Genomic DNA, 15,558 nt, shown 5'->3' on the forward strand with positions numbered 1-15,558 from the left:
ATTTTTCATACTATTGTCTTAGTTTTCTGGAAAATCACCAAAAAAAATTTCGATCAGACACACTGATCGAAATCGATTAAGAAGGAACATGTTCCTCTATTTTGCTGTTTTTACGATCTAAAGACCAAGCATACATTTCACGAATAATCGGTTCAATTTTCTTCCCTTGCACTGTTAATTCGTATTCTATCCGCACTGGAATGTCGGGATATACTTTTTTCTCAACAAGTCCCTCAGCTTCTAAATCCTTCAGCCTTTCTGATAGTAATCTTCCGCTGATGTTCATTTCATTTTCAAGCTGACAAAAACGCTTAGGCCCTGTCAGAAGCTGATTGATGATGAGAATGACCCACTTCTTGCCTAGAATCTCCATGGCATCTGTAATTGGGCAGCCATCTACTTGAGCCATATCTTACTCCCTCCTGCTTTTTTCTCTTTTTTTCATTATAACACAATTAATTACTTGAAATAAGTCACTAACTATTATATAGTTTAGTTACTAAAAGTAACAAGGTATTCATTTTTTATAGATTTTCAAAAACATTTGAACATGCCGATGCATATATCATGAAGGAGATGACCGAGCTTGAAGACAATTGAGCAGCTAAGGTTGGGTGTGACAGAATTACATGTATCCAGCTTTGATCGTTCTTTACCTTTTTATACAGACATTTTAGGATTTACTATATTAGAAAAAACAGATTCCACGGTGACACTTGGCAGCAATGCAAAGGAACCGATTCTTTTGTTAAAAGAAGATGCACAGCTCAAAGAGAAGCCTGATCATGAGCCAGGACTTTATCATTTTGCTGTTTTATTACCTACCAGAAAAAACCTGGGCACATGGCTGGCACATGTGATCAAAAAAGGCTATCCTTTAATTGGAGCAAGCGATCACTTTTTCAGTGAAGCCATTTATTTAAGTGATCCTGACGGCATTGGCGTAGAAATTTATGCTGACCGTCCTCAGCACATTTGGGTAGGTGAGCATGGAGAACTGAAAGGTGGCGGAAATGCACCGCTTGATGGAGATGGTCTCCTTCAGGAAGCCGCTGATACCACATGGGAAGGACTCCCTGCGGGTACAGTGATGGGACACTTGCATTTCCATCTCAACCCAGAAGAAGCAGATTCCTTTTATGTCCATACGCTCGGTTTTCATATCCGAATGGCTCCACCAGCAAGCGTATTTATCGCTGCTGGTGTGTACCACCACCACCTTGCCTTTAATGCATGGGGACGCGGACGAAAAGGAGCCATTGATCCACGTTTTTCAGGAATTAGAAGCTATACACTGGTTTTCCCAGAAGAAGCAGACAGACAATCCGTCATCGAACGCCTGACAAAAGCAGGCACTCAAGTCAACACGACAGGAAAAAGCAGCGAATTTGTTGATCCATTTGGCGTTCTCGTTCGTTTACAGATTGAAGAAACAGACTAAAAAGAAGGTGCAGAATATGGACAAACACACAGAGCTTAAAACAGCCATATTAAAAGATAAAATCAAACGAGTACAGCAAGAAGACGGGTATATATATATCACTGGACCCATTAAACTGCCAGTGAATTTAGACGGCAGAACTGTCATGTTCAACTGGTATTCATGGTTAAAAGACGATGGAAAAGAGCCATTGACAGATGAAGCTTTAATTGAAAGCCTCTCGTCCCGCCAGCTTGCTGATCATCAGCAGTCAAGCGTTCTAGTATACGGGGATTTTGAGCAAGCTGACGAAGCCCTTATCCGCATGCATTCCATTTGCCACACTGGCGATATTTTCGGAAGCAAGCGCTGCGACTGCGGATTCCAATTGAAGCAGTCTATGCGAATGATCGAGGACAATGGGGCAGGAGCCTTGTTTTACTTAGCCAATCATGAAGGCCGCGGCATTGGTCTTTTCAGTAAAGCCATGGCTTATATTCTTCAAGAAAACGGCTACGATACAGTAGAAGCGAACGAAGCACTTGGTTTTGAAGATGACACACGTCAATATGAAGAAGCCATTGCCGTTCTTCAAACACTTCGTACAAAGCCAGTCAGACTCATTACCAATAATCCGAAAAAGACAGATGCGATCAGCCATGCAGGCTTATCTCTTTCTGGACGCATTCCGCTTTGGGGAGATGTCTCTGAATTTAACGAAAAATATTTGCAGACAAAAATCAACCGCTCAGGTCACATGAAGGCGGAGCAAGAGGTGCGTACGATTGCCACATCATGAGCGATATATGAAGCTAGCCCTTGATAATGCACGGGCAATGAAAGGTCAGACATCTCCGAACCCGCTCGTCGGGGCTGTGATTGTGCGAGAGAATGAAATTGTTGGAGTCGGTGCTCATATGAAAGCCGGTGAACCACATGCTGAAATTCATGCACTCAACATGGCCGGAGACAAAGCAAAAGGAGCCACTATTTATGTGACCCTCGAGCCTTGTTCCCACCATGGACGCACAGGCCCTTGCGCGGAAGCACTTGTAAAAGCCGGCGTCGAAACTGTTGTCGTGGCAGCACTTGATCCGAATCCGCTTGTCGCTGGCCGCGGGATTGCCATTTTACAAGACGCAGGCATTCAAGTCATCACGGGCGTACTTGAACAAGAATCCATTCTGATGAATGAAGTATTTAATCACTTTATTACAAAAAAAACACCTTTTGTGACGCTCAAAGCAGGCATTACCTTAGATGGAAAAATCGCCTCTGCCACGTCTGACAGCAAGTGGATTACATCTGAGACATCCCGTTATGACGCTCACCATATCCGCAGTATCAATGATGCGATTTTGGTCGGTGCTCAAACCGTCATTCACGATGATCCTTCATTAACTGCCCGGATTCCAAATGGGAATAATCCGATTCGAATTGTCTTAGACTCTAAGCTATCAACACCACTGACAGCAAAGATCGTCACGGATCAGATGGCACCTACATGGATCTTTACAACAAAGCAAGCCGATAAGGAAAAACGAGCGGCTTTAGAAGAAGCTGGCGTCCGTGTCTTCATGACAGACAGCGACACGCGGGTGCCCCTGAAAGAAGTGCTTCAAGTGCTGGGAGAAAAAAATATCTCCTCTCTCATGATTGAAGGCGGCGGCCAGATTAACGCCTCATTCTTAGAGCAGCAGCTTGTAGATAAACTCGTCATCTATATGGCGCCTAAGCTCATTGGAGGACGACTTTCCCCTTCCTTTTTCGGAGGCGAAGGCATACGCCTCATGAGTGATGCCATTGAACTGGATCAACTCACCGTGGAACCACTCGGAAAAGATATTAAAATAACGGGCTATCCCGTTTATCAATAACAAACAGGCTGTCGAGATTTCCTCGACAGCCTTCTTTTTGTCTTCTAGTCTCTTCTCTCTAAAAACTCAATTCGATTCCCAAAAGGATCTTCTACATAAAACCGATTGGCTCCCTCCAATGGCTCATCTTCTTTTATACTAATCTGATGCTTCAATAATACCTCTTTTAATTCCGATAGGCTCTTTACAAGAAAAGCTGGATGAGCTTTCTTTGCAGCTTGAAAATGTTCCTGAATGCCAATGTGAAGCTGATGATGACCGCATTGGAACCAGACACCTCCACGTTTAGCTAGATTACTAGGCTTAGGTATTTCTTTCATCCCTAAAATTTTGCCAAAAAACAAACGAGCTTTCTCTTCACTGCCTTTTGGGGCAGCTAGTTGAACATGGTCGATTCCAAAAAAGTTTGACATATTTCTTCTCCCTTTCTTTTCTCAATTGGTTTTTCTATGTAGGGTTTCTTAAGTTTTGCGTTGCTGAGCAATATTTGATTCTTACTTCATTGGCGGGCTTGATACTTTGAGTCTTTCATTGAGGTGTTTCTTACGATGTAGGGTTTGAATGACAATTTTAAAAAACAGAACTCCCCTGGTAATGAAAGTTCTGTCTATCTAAGTGTCTCTTATAATAACAGTTGAAACCAAGACATATCATGTCAAGGTGTATGGGCGGTGATTCATTTTGGTGAAACTTGTCGAAAAATGTTTCATGTGAAACATTGATCGTTACTTCCCTTCTACCAGCCTGCCAAAGCTTTCTGGTGAAAGTCCCGGTGAAATACGGACGCGGTGCAATGACATCATGCCTTGTTCCTTCTTCGCATGTCCTGGTTCAGTGGTGACAGCCATTTGATATCCGGCTTCCTTCGCCAGCTTCAACGTCTCTTCATTATAGCGCCCGACAGGATAGCTGACCATTCTCGTACGCTGAGAAAATCGCTGATCGAAGAATGTCTTTGATCCTTTTAACTCCTCTTCCTGCTGCTGCTTTGATAATCGATTGAGCTCTAAATGATGAATCGTATGACTCTCAATCGATATCCCATGTGCCATCATCTCGTCCATTTGCTCATCCGTTAAGTGATTTGGACGGCCAATGGATTGCTCAATCATGAAAATCGTTGCTTTCATTTCATACTGCTTTAAAATCGGAAATGCCTTTGTATAGTTATCCGTATATCCGTCATCAAATGTGATGAGAACATACTTTTCACTTGGTATCGAATTGGTCGTGAGAACTTGATATGCCTCTTTTGGCGACAGTGTGACATAGTTATTGTCCTTCAGCCATTTCATATGAGATGCAAATTCGCTTTTTGGCACACGTAACGAGTTGCCGCTTGAGATACTGTGATACATCAAAATCGGAAGCTCGACCGGCTCCTTTTGCTTGATCCAGTTTTTTGTCTCTATCACTGCCGTTTCTTTTTTCTGCTGAATGTCTTTTGTTTGTAATGGACCCTTTTCCTCTTTGATGACTTGCTGGCTTCCTCCCGCCTGCTCCTTCATTCCCATACAGCCCGAAATGAGCAGCAGCATAAGACCAATCGTCATCAGCATACATGTTTTCTTCATTCACCAATCCTGCTTTCTCTTTATCTACCGAATGATTATAACAGAAATTGGTTATTCATTGACAACTATTTTGACAGGGTATTCATTTTTTTACACATTTCGATCATTTCGATGGCGAGCAGATGAATGGTCTCTGTTGTGAGCATTTGATCTTCTGCGTGTATGAGCAGTAAAGAAAAAGGAAGCTGTTCACCTGCCGCTTCTTTTTGAATCAGCGACAGATGCAGGTTGTGGATGCTTCGAAACGCTTCCTCCCCTTTTTCGATCAACTGCTGCGCTTTTTCAAAATCATCCGCTCTTGCTAGACGAATCGCTTCTACATAATGACTTCTTGCCTCGCCTGCATGGGCAATGATTTGAAAGGCTGCTCCCTGCATTTCCTCTAATACCGTCATCTGCTTCTCCTCCAATTATTCAAGATTCATTTGCTAGTTTCAGTGCATGCTCTAGAATTTTTTCTCCGTTTGCTGTTCCGTATAATCTTACATTGACGACATCGACAGGTATTTGATAGGGTGCCGCCGTTTTTTCAGCTGCTTTTTTCATAAAGCTTACTTGCGGTCCAAGTAAAATCGCCTGTACATCCTCTCCATGCTCTTCTAGTTCATCTGCAATGGCTCCTTCAGGTATAGCATAAATATAGTAATCCAGCCCTTTAGCTTCTGCGGCAGCCTTCATTTTGGACACCACAATAGACGTTGACATTCCTGCTGCACAAGCGAGAATGATTCGTTTCATTTCTCATCACTCCTATTGATAAATGACTTCTGTTTCAACCTGCAGTTCCCTTGTTTTGATTAACGTCTGGTACCAATACGCAGATGCTTTCAGCTGACGATTTCGTTCATTCTCCAGCTGGATTTCGACTAATCCGTAGCGGTTTTTAAAGGCATTCATCGGTGAGACATTGTCTGTAAATGCCCAAAGCATATAGCCTGTGCAATTTGATCCTTCTGCTTTCGCTTGAAGTGCCCGCTTCAAATGCTGGCTGATAAATGAAATGCGATACTGATCATCAATGATACCGTCTTCTGTTTTAAACCGTTCTTCCTTTTCTACACCCATGCCATTTTCGGCCACAAACCACTCAATATTTCCGTATTCTTCTTTTATTCTCATCCCCATATCATAGACAATCTTCGGGTAGATTTCCCAGCCTCTGAAAGGATTCATTTTTCTTCCTGGAAGCTCAAACATATCGTAATAATAGGATGGATGAAAAGGCGTCCCTTCGTTCCAAGCCTTACTCGGTGCCTTGACACGATGCGGATAGTACAAGTTAAGCCCAACAACATCCACCGTATGATTCTTGATGATCTGAAGCTCTTCCTCTGTGGAATCGAAAAGAATATCATGCTTTTTCAACACATCGATCAGTTCCTCTGGATACTCCCCTTTGATGGAAGGATCTAGGAACACTCGATTAAAAAACAAGTCATACATACGTGCCGCTTCTTGGTCATGGGGAGCAGACGATCTTGCATACGTCACTTCTGGATTGAGAATCACGCCGATTTTGGCTCCTGCCGATTCCTTCAACCCCATCTCCTGAAACAGCTTCACCACTTTTGCTGTTGCCAGCGCTTTATGATAGTTCCACTGCATCCATTTCTTCGTATTTTGCTCAAACGGATATCGTATCGCATCTAGATAAACACGTGTCTGAACAACAATCGGTTCATTAAAACTAAACCAATGCTTGACTCGGTCTCCGTAGCGCTCAAACACCTTTTCTGCATAGAGAACAAACAGCTCGACAACATGCTTTGATGACCATCCGCCGTACTTCTCAAGCAAAACGGCAGGAAGTTCATAGTGCTCTAAGCAAAACATTGGTTCTACACCTGCTGCGATTAATTCATTGATCAGATCATCAATGTAACGAGCATAGGCCTCATCTACTATCCCATTCTCGTAATCTATGAGAAACCTCGACCAATTGATCGATGTCCTGTAATGTGTCAGCCCAATCTCTTTCATTAAGGCTACATCTTCAGGGTAGCGCTCGTAAAAGTTTGTCGCACCAGCAGGACCATAGCCTTCGTGCCACACGTGATATCCTTCCTTATACCATAAGTCGATGTACGAGTCCTGATGCGCCCGCTTTCCCTTCCATCCCTCGGTCTGCCAAGCAGAAGCCGCAGCACCTAGGATAAAATCACTTGGAATCTCAATTCTGTTCATGTCGCCGCCTCCCTTTTCTTCGTCTGAATGTTTATTCTGAATCTGGTGCCGCTTCTGGCTTGCGGTTAGACAAGAGTACAAACGGTAAATAGATGAAAACAGCAACCACAATACAGATAAGCTGTGTAATGACAGCGCCCATACTGCCAGCGGTGGACAGCCATGCATTCACAAGCGGCGGTGTCGTCCACGGGACCATCACGACCGCTTTTCCAGCGAATCCTGTAGCCGTCGCAATATAACCAATCGTACCTGTCACAAGCGGCGTGACGATAAATGGAATCGCCATCACAGGGTTTAGCATCACAGGTAATCCAAAAATAACGGGTTCATTGATGTTGAACAGTCCGGGTCCTGATGAGAGCTTGGCAATACTTCGCATCTCTTCCCTTCTCCCAGCAATAAAAATCGCAACCAAAAGACCAATGGTCACACCTGAACCACCGATGCTCATATACACATCCCAAAACGGCATCGTGATGATATTCGGTATCTCTTTTCCCTCTTGAAATGCTGTCATATTCACTGCAATCGATCCTAATAAGAGCGGCTCCCGGATCGGCTTAATCATCTGGTTGCCATGGATGCCGATCACCCAGAAAAATTGCGCCACAAACATCAACGTTAAAATCCCAGGCAGCCCCTGTACAACACTTTCTAACGGACGCTGCACCACGTTATACACTGCTTCATGCAAATAAATGCCTGTCACACGATGAAATGCAAATCCGAATGAACTAATGATTGTAATTGTAATGATCGATGGGAAAAGTGACGAAAATGATGTTGCCACATTCGACGGAACCGAATCCGGCATCTTGATTTGCAGCCATTTCACCTCGGTCAGCTTACAAAAAATCTCCACAGATACGATCGCAATGATCATCCCTAAAAATAAGCTTTTTGGATCAGAAAATTGTCTTGCCAACACGTCAACAACCTCACGCATCGATCCATCGACTTCAAGAAGAAGTGTCGTTGGAATAACAGATATAAATGAAATCAATGCCATCAATCCTGGGAACAGAGACTTGTGACCGTTGATTTTCCCAAGCTCAATCCCAATGAGGAACACAGCCCCAATGGTTAAAAAGTTCAGCGTGGCATAATTGATTGCCTTCATAATAGGCTGAAGCTCTGCTAAAAACCTGAATATCTCAAAATGAGCAAGCCCTGTCTCCGGGCTCATGATCATATTCGCCACCAGTACAGCAAAAGCTCCTGTAATGATGATCGGCATCAGTGTGACAAATGCCTGTTTAATCGCCATAATATATTTCTGGTTGGTGATGCGATAAGCCACATGCCCCATGACATCTGCCGCTTTCTCCTTGAAGCTCATGATCCGTCTCCCCCTTTGCAAAAACTCGTGATCATCCTCCTTTTTGATGATATTTTAAAAGCGCTTTCATTAACATCTAATCTTTTTCCTCACAGATGCGGAAATGGGTGCCGCGTTTTTTCATTTGAATGCTCCAATACTTGAAGCGCAGCTGTCAGTTCTTCAAATGAAGCAGCTTTGATGAGTTGTTCCACCACTTCCTTCCGTTCTGTCAGCCGCACAAGAAATTGATAAAGCGACTGTAATTCTTTTTGATACGTCTTCTGGATGCTTAACAAGCATACGACTTGTACTCGATCTTCTCCCCACAGTACCGGCTTTTTCAACGTACAGATCGCACAAAACGTGTCATCTGTTGCCGGTTTAATTGGATGAGGAATCGCAACCAAATGACCGAAAGATGTGGGTGATACTTGCTCTCTTTCTAGCAATAATTGTTCAAACTCGTCTGGGATTCGATGCTGCTCCTTTAGCACGTTCACAAAAAATTGAAGAACCTCTTCCCTTGAATGGAGATCTTGCTGAAAAAATGTCAGCGCCGGACTCACATACCGCAAAACTCCTGTATCCTGTGAATTTTGCACAAATCGTTTCAGCCGCACAATATCATCGTCACTTAGAATCGTATGTACATCAATGACTGGCACCGGCAATGTATTTTGAAGCGGAATGGTACTAATAATAAAATCAATGCTTCTTAAATCATACAAAGGAAGTTCCCCGACACTTGCAGTTCCAGCGATCTCCAGCCTTCCGTTAAAAGCTGCCGTGAGTTTATGAAGAAGAAGCTGGCTGCTGGCGACACCCGTCGCACACACAATAAGACATGTCTTTCTTACATGCTGTGATTTTGTCCGCTCGATTGCAGCCCCAATATGAAGCGCCAAATATCCGATTTCATCCTCAGGAATTTCAACACCCTCTTTTTCCTTCAGCCATCTGCCCATATAAACACCCGCCTCAAACGCAATGGGATAATGCCTTTTAATGTCTGGTAAATAAGGATTTCGGATGTTCATATCGTATCTAAAGCGATGAATAGCAGAACGCAAATGAAGACTTAAACCAACGATCAGCTCCTTATCAAACTGAATATCAAGTGACATGTGCTCTTCTACATAAGCAAGCAATTGGTGAGTGAAACGAAAATGGTCTTCGTCCAGCAGATGAAATAGCGTATGGCCAGCCTCTCCATATGCCATCATCTTTGCTCCCATTAAGTGAATCGCAATGTACGCCATTTCAGATAACGGAAAATCAATCGCTAATACGCGGCGAATATCTTCTGCCATTTGTTGAGCTACCTGAAAAACTGGCTGCACTTGAATTTCTTTCAATTCCGCTTCTGGCATCTTGACCAGCTTTTTTTCTTCAATTCGTTTGCATGCGATGGCAATGTGGGTCACTAAATTACTTAAACCGATTTCTGATAGATGAAGTCCGGTAGCTTTTGTACGTGAACGCACGATGTCCTGAATCAATTGATACGTTTCTTCAGGTAACAGTGCAGCATTCGCATGCTCCTGCTGAAACACATGCTCTGCCATACAATATCTTAATTTCATTTCATCGCCTGTCAGACGAAGGCCATATTTAGGCCGGTGCGATATAGAAAGTCCATGCAATGAAAACAAGTGCCTGACAGCTTTCAAATCATTTTTCACTGTAGATTCACTCACAAATAATTCCTCTGCCAATCCCTCTAATTTGATATAGTCTTCTGACAGAAGCAGCCTTTTTAATAGATAAGCCACACGGTCCTCAGGCTGATTGGGAATGGACGGTTCCTTTTTCTCATTCCTTTCTCTCAGTGAAGTTTTCAAAAATGTACGAAATGCTCCATAATCTTCAACGCTCAATGTATACCCTGCCCCGCGTTTAATATGCAGTGCGGCACCATGTTCTTCTAAGATCATTTTAAGCGCTTTCATATCTGTGCGGATGGTTCGTGATGTGACTCCGATCACACGGGCAATTTCTTCACTTGTCAGTTCCTGCTCCGCTTGCATCAATCGTTTCAGAAGCTCCTCCTGACGTAGAGATAGCATGGGCTCTCCTCCCTTGGCATTTACTTTTGCCTATCATCATAAACGAAAATAGAACTCTTTGCCCAGTATTTCTTTCAAATCGGGAACCTAGATATGGCTCATTCGTATGAATATGAAACTAGAGGAGGGATGCTTTTATGTTTGTTGTCATTATCATATTAGCTTTTTTAGGAGCCATCATTGCCAGCTTGTTCGCATCAAATGATAAACGTGCATCTGCTAAGCGTTCTGCACATCATAGCTCAACGACGAGCACTTATACTGATTCGTATACCCATCACGCTTCTGAAGCCTCCTGTGGGAGTGATTCAGGTGACAGCGGCGGTGGTGGATGTGACTAAACAAAAAAACAGCCGCCTTTTAAGAGACGGCTGTTTCGTTTATGGTTTTAAAGAGCTTTCCAGCCCCGTTCAATCAAATGTTTAACATCCTTTGCAAAATCCTCGCCCTTTTCCATCACGTCCTGAGCTCTTCCTGCAAAGTTACTGGCAACAGCCAGCTCCATTTTTTTCAATTCAAAGTGTAAGATTTTCTGATCAATCTCTGTTATATATTTTTCATATTCATTGTTGACGACGTCGTGCATCACGCTGTAAGCATCTTTCCGGTGGCGATGAAAGTCGGTTCCTCTCTCGCCTTTCCATGACGAATCTAGTGCAGGCTTCTTAATTTCTTTGATATCTGACTGGGCAAGATCTTGTTCTGTTTGAATATTGCTTTTGGCTGTCTTTAACCGAGAGATCATTTCGTCAAATTCTGCACGTTTGTTCTCAATTCCCATATGCAGATGGTGCAGCATCTCGGATAAACTCATGTCATCCACCTCTATCTGACCTCATACGAAAGCATGGCGTGAGCGCCTTTGGAAACCACCGAATCACATGATTTTTCCAATCCTGACATTTCTATCGTTTTGCTTTCATTAAGTATAGTATAAGGCGAAAAGCCTCAGCCTTAAATAGGGAAAAGGTGTCCTTTTAGTGACGCGTTTGGAAGAAAAACGGAATAATACAAGGTCTTACACCCCTGATTTAATATGAGTCTTTAAGACTATAATTATACACCGCGTTAATTGTACCTATAAATAAAAGCGAGTGTGCTGATTATTTTGCAGCAATCGCTTCGTCTTGTTCTTTTAATGTTTTCACGTTAGAACGTGTATCCTGAACATTTTTAATTAAGGCTTCTTTAAAGCTTGAGACCATTTCGCTCACTTCTCTTTCACGTGCCGTCCACTTAGTTACAAATTCAAGGCTGTTTTCACCCGCTTTATCTGCTGCTTTTTTCATCGCTAAAGCTTCTACGGCTTGGGAGACTTCATCTAGTTTATCCATGACTGTTTGGTAGTTTAACTTAATTTGTCCCATTGTGATTTCCTCCAGATTTGTTCAGCATGACGCTCTCTTACAAGCTGCTCCATGCTTTTGAGATCAAGCGTTTTGCGTCCTCTACTGCGTCTTCTCCTTTTTCAGCAAGACGTGCGGCGTCTCCAGCTAAGGAACTGGCAAAGGATAACGCAGCTTGTTCTGCTTCTAATGTACTGATTTTGAATTCGATACGGCTCACGTAGCGTGGGTATTGATCGTTCACGATTGTTTGCAGCGCATCATGTGCTTCATTTCGGTCTGTTTTGAAATCCTGGCTTCGCTCACCTTTCCAAGAGGTCCCAAGCTTTGGCTGCTTGATTTGCTTTAAATCTGTTTCTGCCGCATCTTGTTCACGTTCAACCTTGCTTTTCGCCTTTTTGAGTCGAGCAATTTTCTCTTCAATTTCTGCTTTTTTATTTGAAATGCCACCGTTAAGGGCAGACAGCATATCCGATAAGCTCATATGGGTTCCTCCTCCTGTCCAAAAATAAAAACGCTGCTTAGAGTCCCTCTAAACGAGCGTAAGGTGAATAGCACTTTTTCCAATATTGTTATTATAAGGTTCAAAGACTCATGTTTGAATAGGGATTTGTGCCCTTTTTATGGGATAAATATGCTTTCATTCTGCTTTACACCACCCCTTTCGACCTCTTTTATTGGAGGTCTAAATTCCTGTTCGTTTGCTATATGCCACATATAGTCTCACAGTCCTAGGACAAACAAAGCCGCCCCCGTTCAGGAGCGGCTTTTGCAAACGGCTTATGAGGCCGATTCTTCTCTTTCTTGTTGATCTTTCACGTACCAAATGAATTTACCCGTATATCCGTAAATGATCGCAAGACCAATGGCGACAAAGCTTAACCACATAAATGGTAAATAAGAGAATGTCGATACGCCAAGAATTCCTGCCATGTAAATACCGTTATCTGACCATGGAACCATACCAGACGTAAGCGTACCACCGACCTCAGAGTTTCTGGATAAAACTCGTCTGTCTAACTTTAATTTATCGTAGCTCTTTTCCATAATTTTTGGTGTAAGGATTAACGATACATACATCGCACAGCCAAAGATATTGGCGAAGAACGCAACAACGAGTGTAGACAGCGTTACATTCCCTGCATTATGTAATTTTTTCTCAAATGTCGCGACGATAACTTTTAATACGCCTAAATATTCAAGTACTCCACCGAAGCCAAGTCCCAGGATAATAACCACTAGAGACCCTAACATATTAACGATACCACCGCGGTTTAACAATGTATTTAAGAATTCTACATCTGAATTAATAGAGAAACCATTATAAGCTGTACCAAGTGCATCGGCTGGATTCATTCCTTGGAATGCCATTGCCCAAACTGCGCCAAGAAGCGCACCAATCGCAATAACAGGCATTGAAGGCTTTTTCAAGACAAGTAATAGCACAACAATAAGCGCCGGAATGATCATCCAAATATTAATCGTGAATGTATCTTGCAGTGCTTGTTTCAAAAACTCTACTTTTCCTTGATCAATATTTTTTCCGCCATACATAAACCCGGTAATTGTAAACATAATAGCAGTTATGACAAATGCAGGTATGGATAAGACCATCATTGCTCTAACATGTGCGAGCACGTCCACTTTTGAAAGTGAGGAAGCAAGCACAGTACTATCAGATAAAGGAGATAACTTATCGCCAAAATAAGCTCCAGATAAAACAGCACCAGCCACGATAGGTAATGGAATTCCCAAACCTTCACCAATCGCTATCATGGCAATACCTGCGGTTCCAACTGTCCCCCATGATGTTCCTGTAGCAACAGACATAATGGAACAGATAATCAGTGTAGCTAGTAAGAAAATATTAGGATGAATAAATTCCAGTCCATAATAAATTAATGTGGGTACCACTCCGCCGGCAATCCATGTTCCAACAAGTGCACCTACAGCAATTAAAATCAAAACAGCCTCTAGACCATTCGATATCCCTTTTGTAATGGCGTTTTGAAGATCTTTGTATGAATGCCCCAATCGAATACCTAAAGCAATAACCATAAACCATGAGATAAACAATGCTAACTGAATATCTAATTTGAAGTAAAGAGTAAAAGATAAAACAATCGCTAAAAACAAGCCAAGTACAGCTACGACTTCTAAAATAGATGGTAGACGTGGTGATTTCAATGTTGTTTCCTCCCTTTGTGCGTGCGTTAAGCGTTTTCAAAATATTGTGAAAAAAGTGTGTCAATTCGAAAGAAAGTGAATTGCCTGTTTTTCTCTTTTTCACAGGCAATTCCACATATTAATAAAATAAAATTTTTGATATTATTATCGCTCTAGGAGCTCTGCACCTGCAATGCCAGGCTTTGTCATCTCGAATGGATTTAAGATAATATCAAGTTCTTCTTCCGTTAAAACATCGTACTGCAAGCAAAGATCTCTGATCGATTGTCCTGTTAAAATGGCTTCTCTTGCAATTCTAGCGGCTGCTTCATAGCCTAAGTGAGGGTTCACGGCAGTGATCACGCCTGCACTTTTTTCTACATATTCTTTCAAACGTATTTCATTTGCTTCAATGTCCGCTAAGCAATGATCTGTGAATGAACGGAATCCGTTATTCATTATACTAATAGATTGAAGCAAGTTAAAGACCAGAACTGGCTCCATCACATTTAACTCAAGCTGTCCTGCTTCAGAAGCAAGACAGATCGTGTGGTCGTTCCCAATGACCTGGAATGCGATTTGGTTAATGAGCTCAGCCATGACTGGATTGACTTTCCCAGGCATGATGGAAGATCCAGGCTGGCGGGCTGGCAATGCGATTTCAGCAAGACCTGCGCGCGGACCAGATGCCATTAAGCGAAGGTCATTGGCAATCTTAGACATGTTCATCATACATACTTTTAAAGCGGCGGATACTTCTGTGTAAGCATCTGTATTTTGCGTTGCATCCACGAGATGCTCTGCGCCTACAAGAGGAAGACCAGATATATCAGCGAGCTTCTTCACCACGATTTCAATATAACGAGGATCTGCGTTTAAGCCTGTCCCAACTGCTGTTGCACCCATATTGACTTCATATAAATGCTGTTTTGATTGGTTGATCCGCTTAATATCACGGCTCAGCACGCGGCTGTAAGCTTCAAATTCCTGTCCCAAACGGATTGGAACAGCATCCTGAAGGTGCGTACGTCCCATTTTGATCACATGATCGAATTCTTTCGCTTTCTTTTGAAAGACGTCCTGCATGACTTGCATCGTTTCAAGCAGAATATCTAACTGCTTGAGCACAGCAATGTGGATCGCCGTTGGGAATGAATCATTCGTTGATTGCGACATGTTCACATGTGTGTTTGGGCTTAAATGGATGTATTCTCCCTTTTGATGTCCCATGATTTCTAGTGCTCTGTTTCCAATCACTTCATTGGCATTCATATTCATGGACGTTCCTGCGCCGCCTTGAATTGGGTCGACAATAAAGTACTCGTGCAGCTTGCCTTCAATGACTTCATCAGACGCTTGAACGATGGCATTTCCAATTCCCTCATATAAACGTCCAACTTCCATATTGGCTTGAGCTGCTGCTTTTTTCACGATGGCAAAGGCTCTGATTAGTTCCTCGTGCATCCGATATCCTGTAATCGGGAAATTCTCTTTTGCACGAAGGGTTTGAACCCCATAATACACGTCTGCTGGAATTTCTTTTTCACCAAGAAAATCCTTCTCATAGCGATAAGTTGCTTGAACCATCTCTTATGACCTGC

17 protein-coding genes are annotated in these 15,558 nt (G+C 42.7%); 4 read left to right on the plus strand and 13 right to left on the minus strand.

What is annotated here, in order from left to right:
* Window positions 1-76: 76 nt before the first annotated feature.
* Complete coding sequence (locus tag AAYR28_RS17910; RefSeq protein ID WP_024427514.1) at window positions 77-409, minus strand: winged helix-turn-helix transcriptional regulator; 333 nt, start codon at window positions 407-409, stop codon at window positions 77-79.
* Between the two features lie 177 nt (window positions 410-586).
* Between AAYR28_RS17910 and AAYR28_RS17915 the strand changes: the two genes are divergently transcribed.
* From AAYR28_RS17915 to ribD, 3 genes are read left to right on the plus strand one after another with little or no spacing between them, the layout of a single operon-like run.
* Window positions 587-1,441 (plus strand): VOC family protein, encoded by an 855-nt coding sequence (locus AAYR28_RS17915; RefSeq protein ID WP_345808893.1) that lies wholly within the window; start codon window positions 587-589, stop codon window positions 1,439-1,441.
* Between the two features lie 16 nt (window positions 1,442-1,457).
* On the plus strand, window positions 1,458-2,219 hold the full coding sequence (locus AAYR28_RS17920) for a GTP cyclohydrolase II (RefSeq protein WP_041118240.1): 762 nt from the start codon (window positions 1,458-1,460) through the stop codon (window positions 2,217-2,219).
* Entirely contained in the window at window positions 2,206-3,297 is a 1,092-nt protein-coding gene (gene ribD, locus AAYR28_RS17925; protein WP_120207966.1) for a bifunctional diaminohydroxyphosphoribosylaminopyrimidine deaminase/5-amino-6-(5-phosphoribosylamino)uracil reductase RibD, read from the plus strand. The genes AAYR28_RS17920 and ribD overlap by 14 nt, the downstream gene beginning before the upstream one ends.
* Window positions 3,298-3,341: 44 nt before the next feature.
* Here the strand turns inward: ribD and AAYR28_RS17930 are convergent, their stop codons facing one another.
* The 7 genes from AAYR28_RS17930 to AAYR28_RS17960 all read right to left on the minus strand — a co-directional run bounded on the left by AAYR28_RS17930 (window position 3,342) and on the right by AAYR28_RS17960 (window position 10,445).
* Window positions 3,342-3,710: a VOC family protein gene (locus AAYR28_RS17930; protein ID WP_120207968.1), complete on the minus strand. Its 369-nt coding sequence runs from the start codon at window positions 3,708-3,710 to the stop codon at window positions 3,342-3,344.
* 312 nt (window positions 3,711-4,022) lie between these two features.
* Window positions 4,023-4,871, minus strand: coding sequence for a polysaccharide deacetylase family protein (locus tag AAYR28_RS17935; RefSeq protein WP_120207969.1), 849 nt, complete (start codon window positions 4,869-4,871; stop codon window positions 4,023-4,025).
* Between the two features lie 65 nt (window positions 4,872-4,936).
* Entirely contained in the window at window positions 4,937-5,266 is a 330-nt protein-coding gene (locus AAYR28_RS17940) for a PTS lactose/cellobiose transporter subunit IIA (protein ID WP_024423898.1), read from the minus strand.
* A 19-nt stretch (window positions 5,267-5,285) separates the two neighbouring features.
* A complete protein-coding gene (locus AAYR28_RS17945; RefSeq protein ID WP_024423899.1) occupies window positions 5,286-5,609 on the minus strand; it encodes a PTS sugar transporter subunit IIB in 324 nt (107 codons plus the stop codon).
* A 12-nt stretch (window positions 5,610-5,621) separates the two neighbouring features.
* On the minus strand, window positions 5,622-7,055 hold the full coding sequence (locus tag AAYR28_RS17950; RefSeq protein ID WP_041118248.1) for a glycoside hydrolase family 1 protein: 1,434 nt from the start codon (window positions 7,053-7,055) through the stop codon (window positions 5,622-5,624).
* Between the two features lie 31 nt (window positions 7,056-7,086).
* Window positions 7,087-8,397 (minus strand): PTS sugar transporter subunit IIC, encoded by a 1,311-nt coding sequence (locus AAYR28_RS17955; protein WP_024423901.1) that lies wholly within the window; start codon window positions 8,395-8,397, stop codon window positions 7,087-7,089.
* 89 nt (window positions 8,398-8,486) lie between these two features.
* Window positions 8,487-10,445 carry a BglG family transcription antiterminator gene (locus AAYR28_RS17960; protein ID WP_120207971.1) on the minus strand — a complete coding sequence of 653 codons (1,959 nt, stop codon included), beginning with the start codon at window positions 10,443-10,445 and terminating at the stop codon, window positions 8,487-8,489.
* A gap of 137 nt (window positions 10,446-10,582) precedes the next feature.
* Here AAYR28_RS17960 and AAYR28_RS17965 point away from each other — a divergent pair, with 137 nt between their 5' ends.
* Entirely contained in the window at window positions 10,583-10,786 is a 204-nt protein-coding gene (locus tag AAYR28_RS17965) for a hypothetical protein (protein ID WP_024427523.1), read from the plus strand.
* A gap of 47 nt (window positions 10,787-10,833) precedes the next feature.
* Here the strand turns inward: AAYR28_RS17965 and AAYR28_RS17970 are convergent, their stop codons facing one another.
* The 5 genes from AAYR28_RS17970 to aspA all read right to left on the minus strand — a co-directional run bounded on the left by AAYR28_RS17970 (window position 10,834) and on the right by aspA (window position 15,544).
* Window positions 10,834-11,259, minus strand: a complete 426-nt coding sequence (locus AAYR28_RS17970) for a YwqH-like family protein (RefSeq protein ID WP_120207973.1) — start codon at window positions 11,257-11,259, stop codon at window positions 10,834-10,836.
* A 289-nt stretch (window positions 11,260-11,548) separates the two neighbouring features.
* Window positions 11,549-11,812, minus strand: coding sequence for a YwqI/YxiC family protein (locus AAYR28_RS17975; RefSeq protein WP_034281361.1), 264 nt, complete (start codon window positions 11,810-11,812; stop codon window positions 11,549-11,551).
* 37 nt (window positions 11,813-11,849) lie between these two features.
* Complete coding sequence (locus AAYR28_RS17980; protein ID WP_024423906.1) at window positions 11,850-12,275, minus strand: YwqH-like family protein; 426 nt, start codon at window positions 12,273-12,275, stop codon at window positions 11,850-11,852.
* Window positions 12,276-12,571: 296 nt separating this feature from the next.
* On the minus strand, window positions 12,572-13,978 hold the full coding sequence (nhaC, locus tag AAYR28_RS17985) for a Na+/H+ antiporter NhaC (RefSeq protein ID WP_034281362.1): 1,407 nt from the start codon (window positions 13,976-13,978) through the stop codon (window positions 12,572-12,574).
* Window positions 13,979-14,122: 144 nt separating this feature from the next.
* On the minus strand, window positions 14,123-15,544 hold the full coding sequence (aspA, locus tag AAYR28_RS17990) for an aspartate ammonia-lyase (protein ID WP_024423908.1): 1,422 nt from the start codon (window positions 15,542-15,544) through the stop codon (window positions 14,123-14,125).
* Window positions 15,545-15,558 lie beyond the last annotated feature (14 nt).

The sequence above is a fragment of the Bacillus safensis genome, from assembly GCF_039619585.1.
Classification (GTDB): Bacteria; Bacillota; Bacilli; order Bacillales; family Bacillaceae; genus Bacillus; species Bacillus safensis.

Bases quoted from the DNA above. Each gene is read 5' to 3' on its own strand.
- AAYR28_RS17950 (WP_041118248.1), bottom strand. From the start codon at position 7,055: ATGAACAGAATTGAGATTCCAAGTGATTTTATCCTAGGTGCTGCGGCT.
- AAYR28_RS17935 (WP_120207969.1), bottom strand. From the start codon at position 4,871: ATGAAGAAAACATGTATGCTGATGACGATTGGTCTTATGCTGCTGCTC.
- aspA (WP_024423908.1), bottom strand. From the start codon at position 15,544: ATGGTTCAAGCAACTTATCGCTATGAGAAGGATTTTCTTGGTGAAAAA.
- AAYR28_RS17970 (WP_120207973.1), bottom strand. From the start codon at position 11,259: ATGAGTTTATCCGAGATGCTGCACCATCTGCATATGGGAATTGAGAAC.
- AAYR28_RS17965 (WP_024427523.1), top strand. From the start codon at position 10,583: ATGTTTGTTGTCATTATCATATTAGCTTTTTTAGGAGCCATCATTGCC.
- AAYR28_RS17960 (WP_120207971.1), bottom strand. From the start codon at position 10,445: ATGCTATCTCTACGTCAGGAGGAGCTTCTGAAACGATTGATGCAAGCG.
- AAYR28_RS17975 (WP_034281361.1), bottom strand. From the start codon at position 11,812: ATGGGACAAATTAAGTTAAACTACCAAACAGTCATGGATAAACTAGAT.
- AAYR28_RS17930 (WP_120207968.1), bottom strand. From the start codon at position 3,710: ATGTCAAACTTTTTTGGAATCGACCATGTTCAACTAGCTGCCCCAAAA.
- AAYR28_RS17945 (WP_024423899.1), bottom strand. From the start codon at position 5,609: ATGAAACGAATCATTCTCGCTTGTGCAGCAGGAATGTCAACGTCTATT.
- AAYR28_RS17980 (WP_024423906.1), bottom strand. From the start codon at position 12,275: ATGAGCTTATCGGATATGCTGTCTGCCCTTAACGGTGGCATTTCAAAT.
- AAYR28_RS17910 (WP_024427514.1), bottom strand. From the start codon at position 409: ATGGCTCAAGTAGATGGCTGCCCAATTACAGATGCCATGGAGATTCTA.
- AAYR28_RS17920 (WP_041118240.1), top strand. From the start codon at position 1,458: ATGGACAAACACACAGAGCTTAAAACAGCCATATTAAAAGATAAAATC.
- AAYR28_RS17955 (WP_024423901.1), bottom strand. From the start codon at position 8,397: ATGAGCTTCAAGGAGAAAGCGGCAGATGTCATGGGGCATGTGGCTTAT.
- AAYR28_RS17940 (WP_024423898.1), bottom strand. From the start codon at position 5,266: ATGACGGTATTAGAGGAAATGCAGGGAGCAGCCTTTCAAATCATTGCC.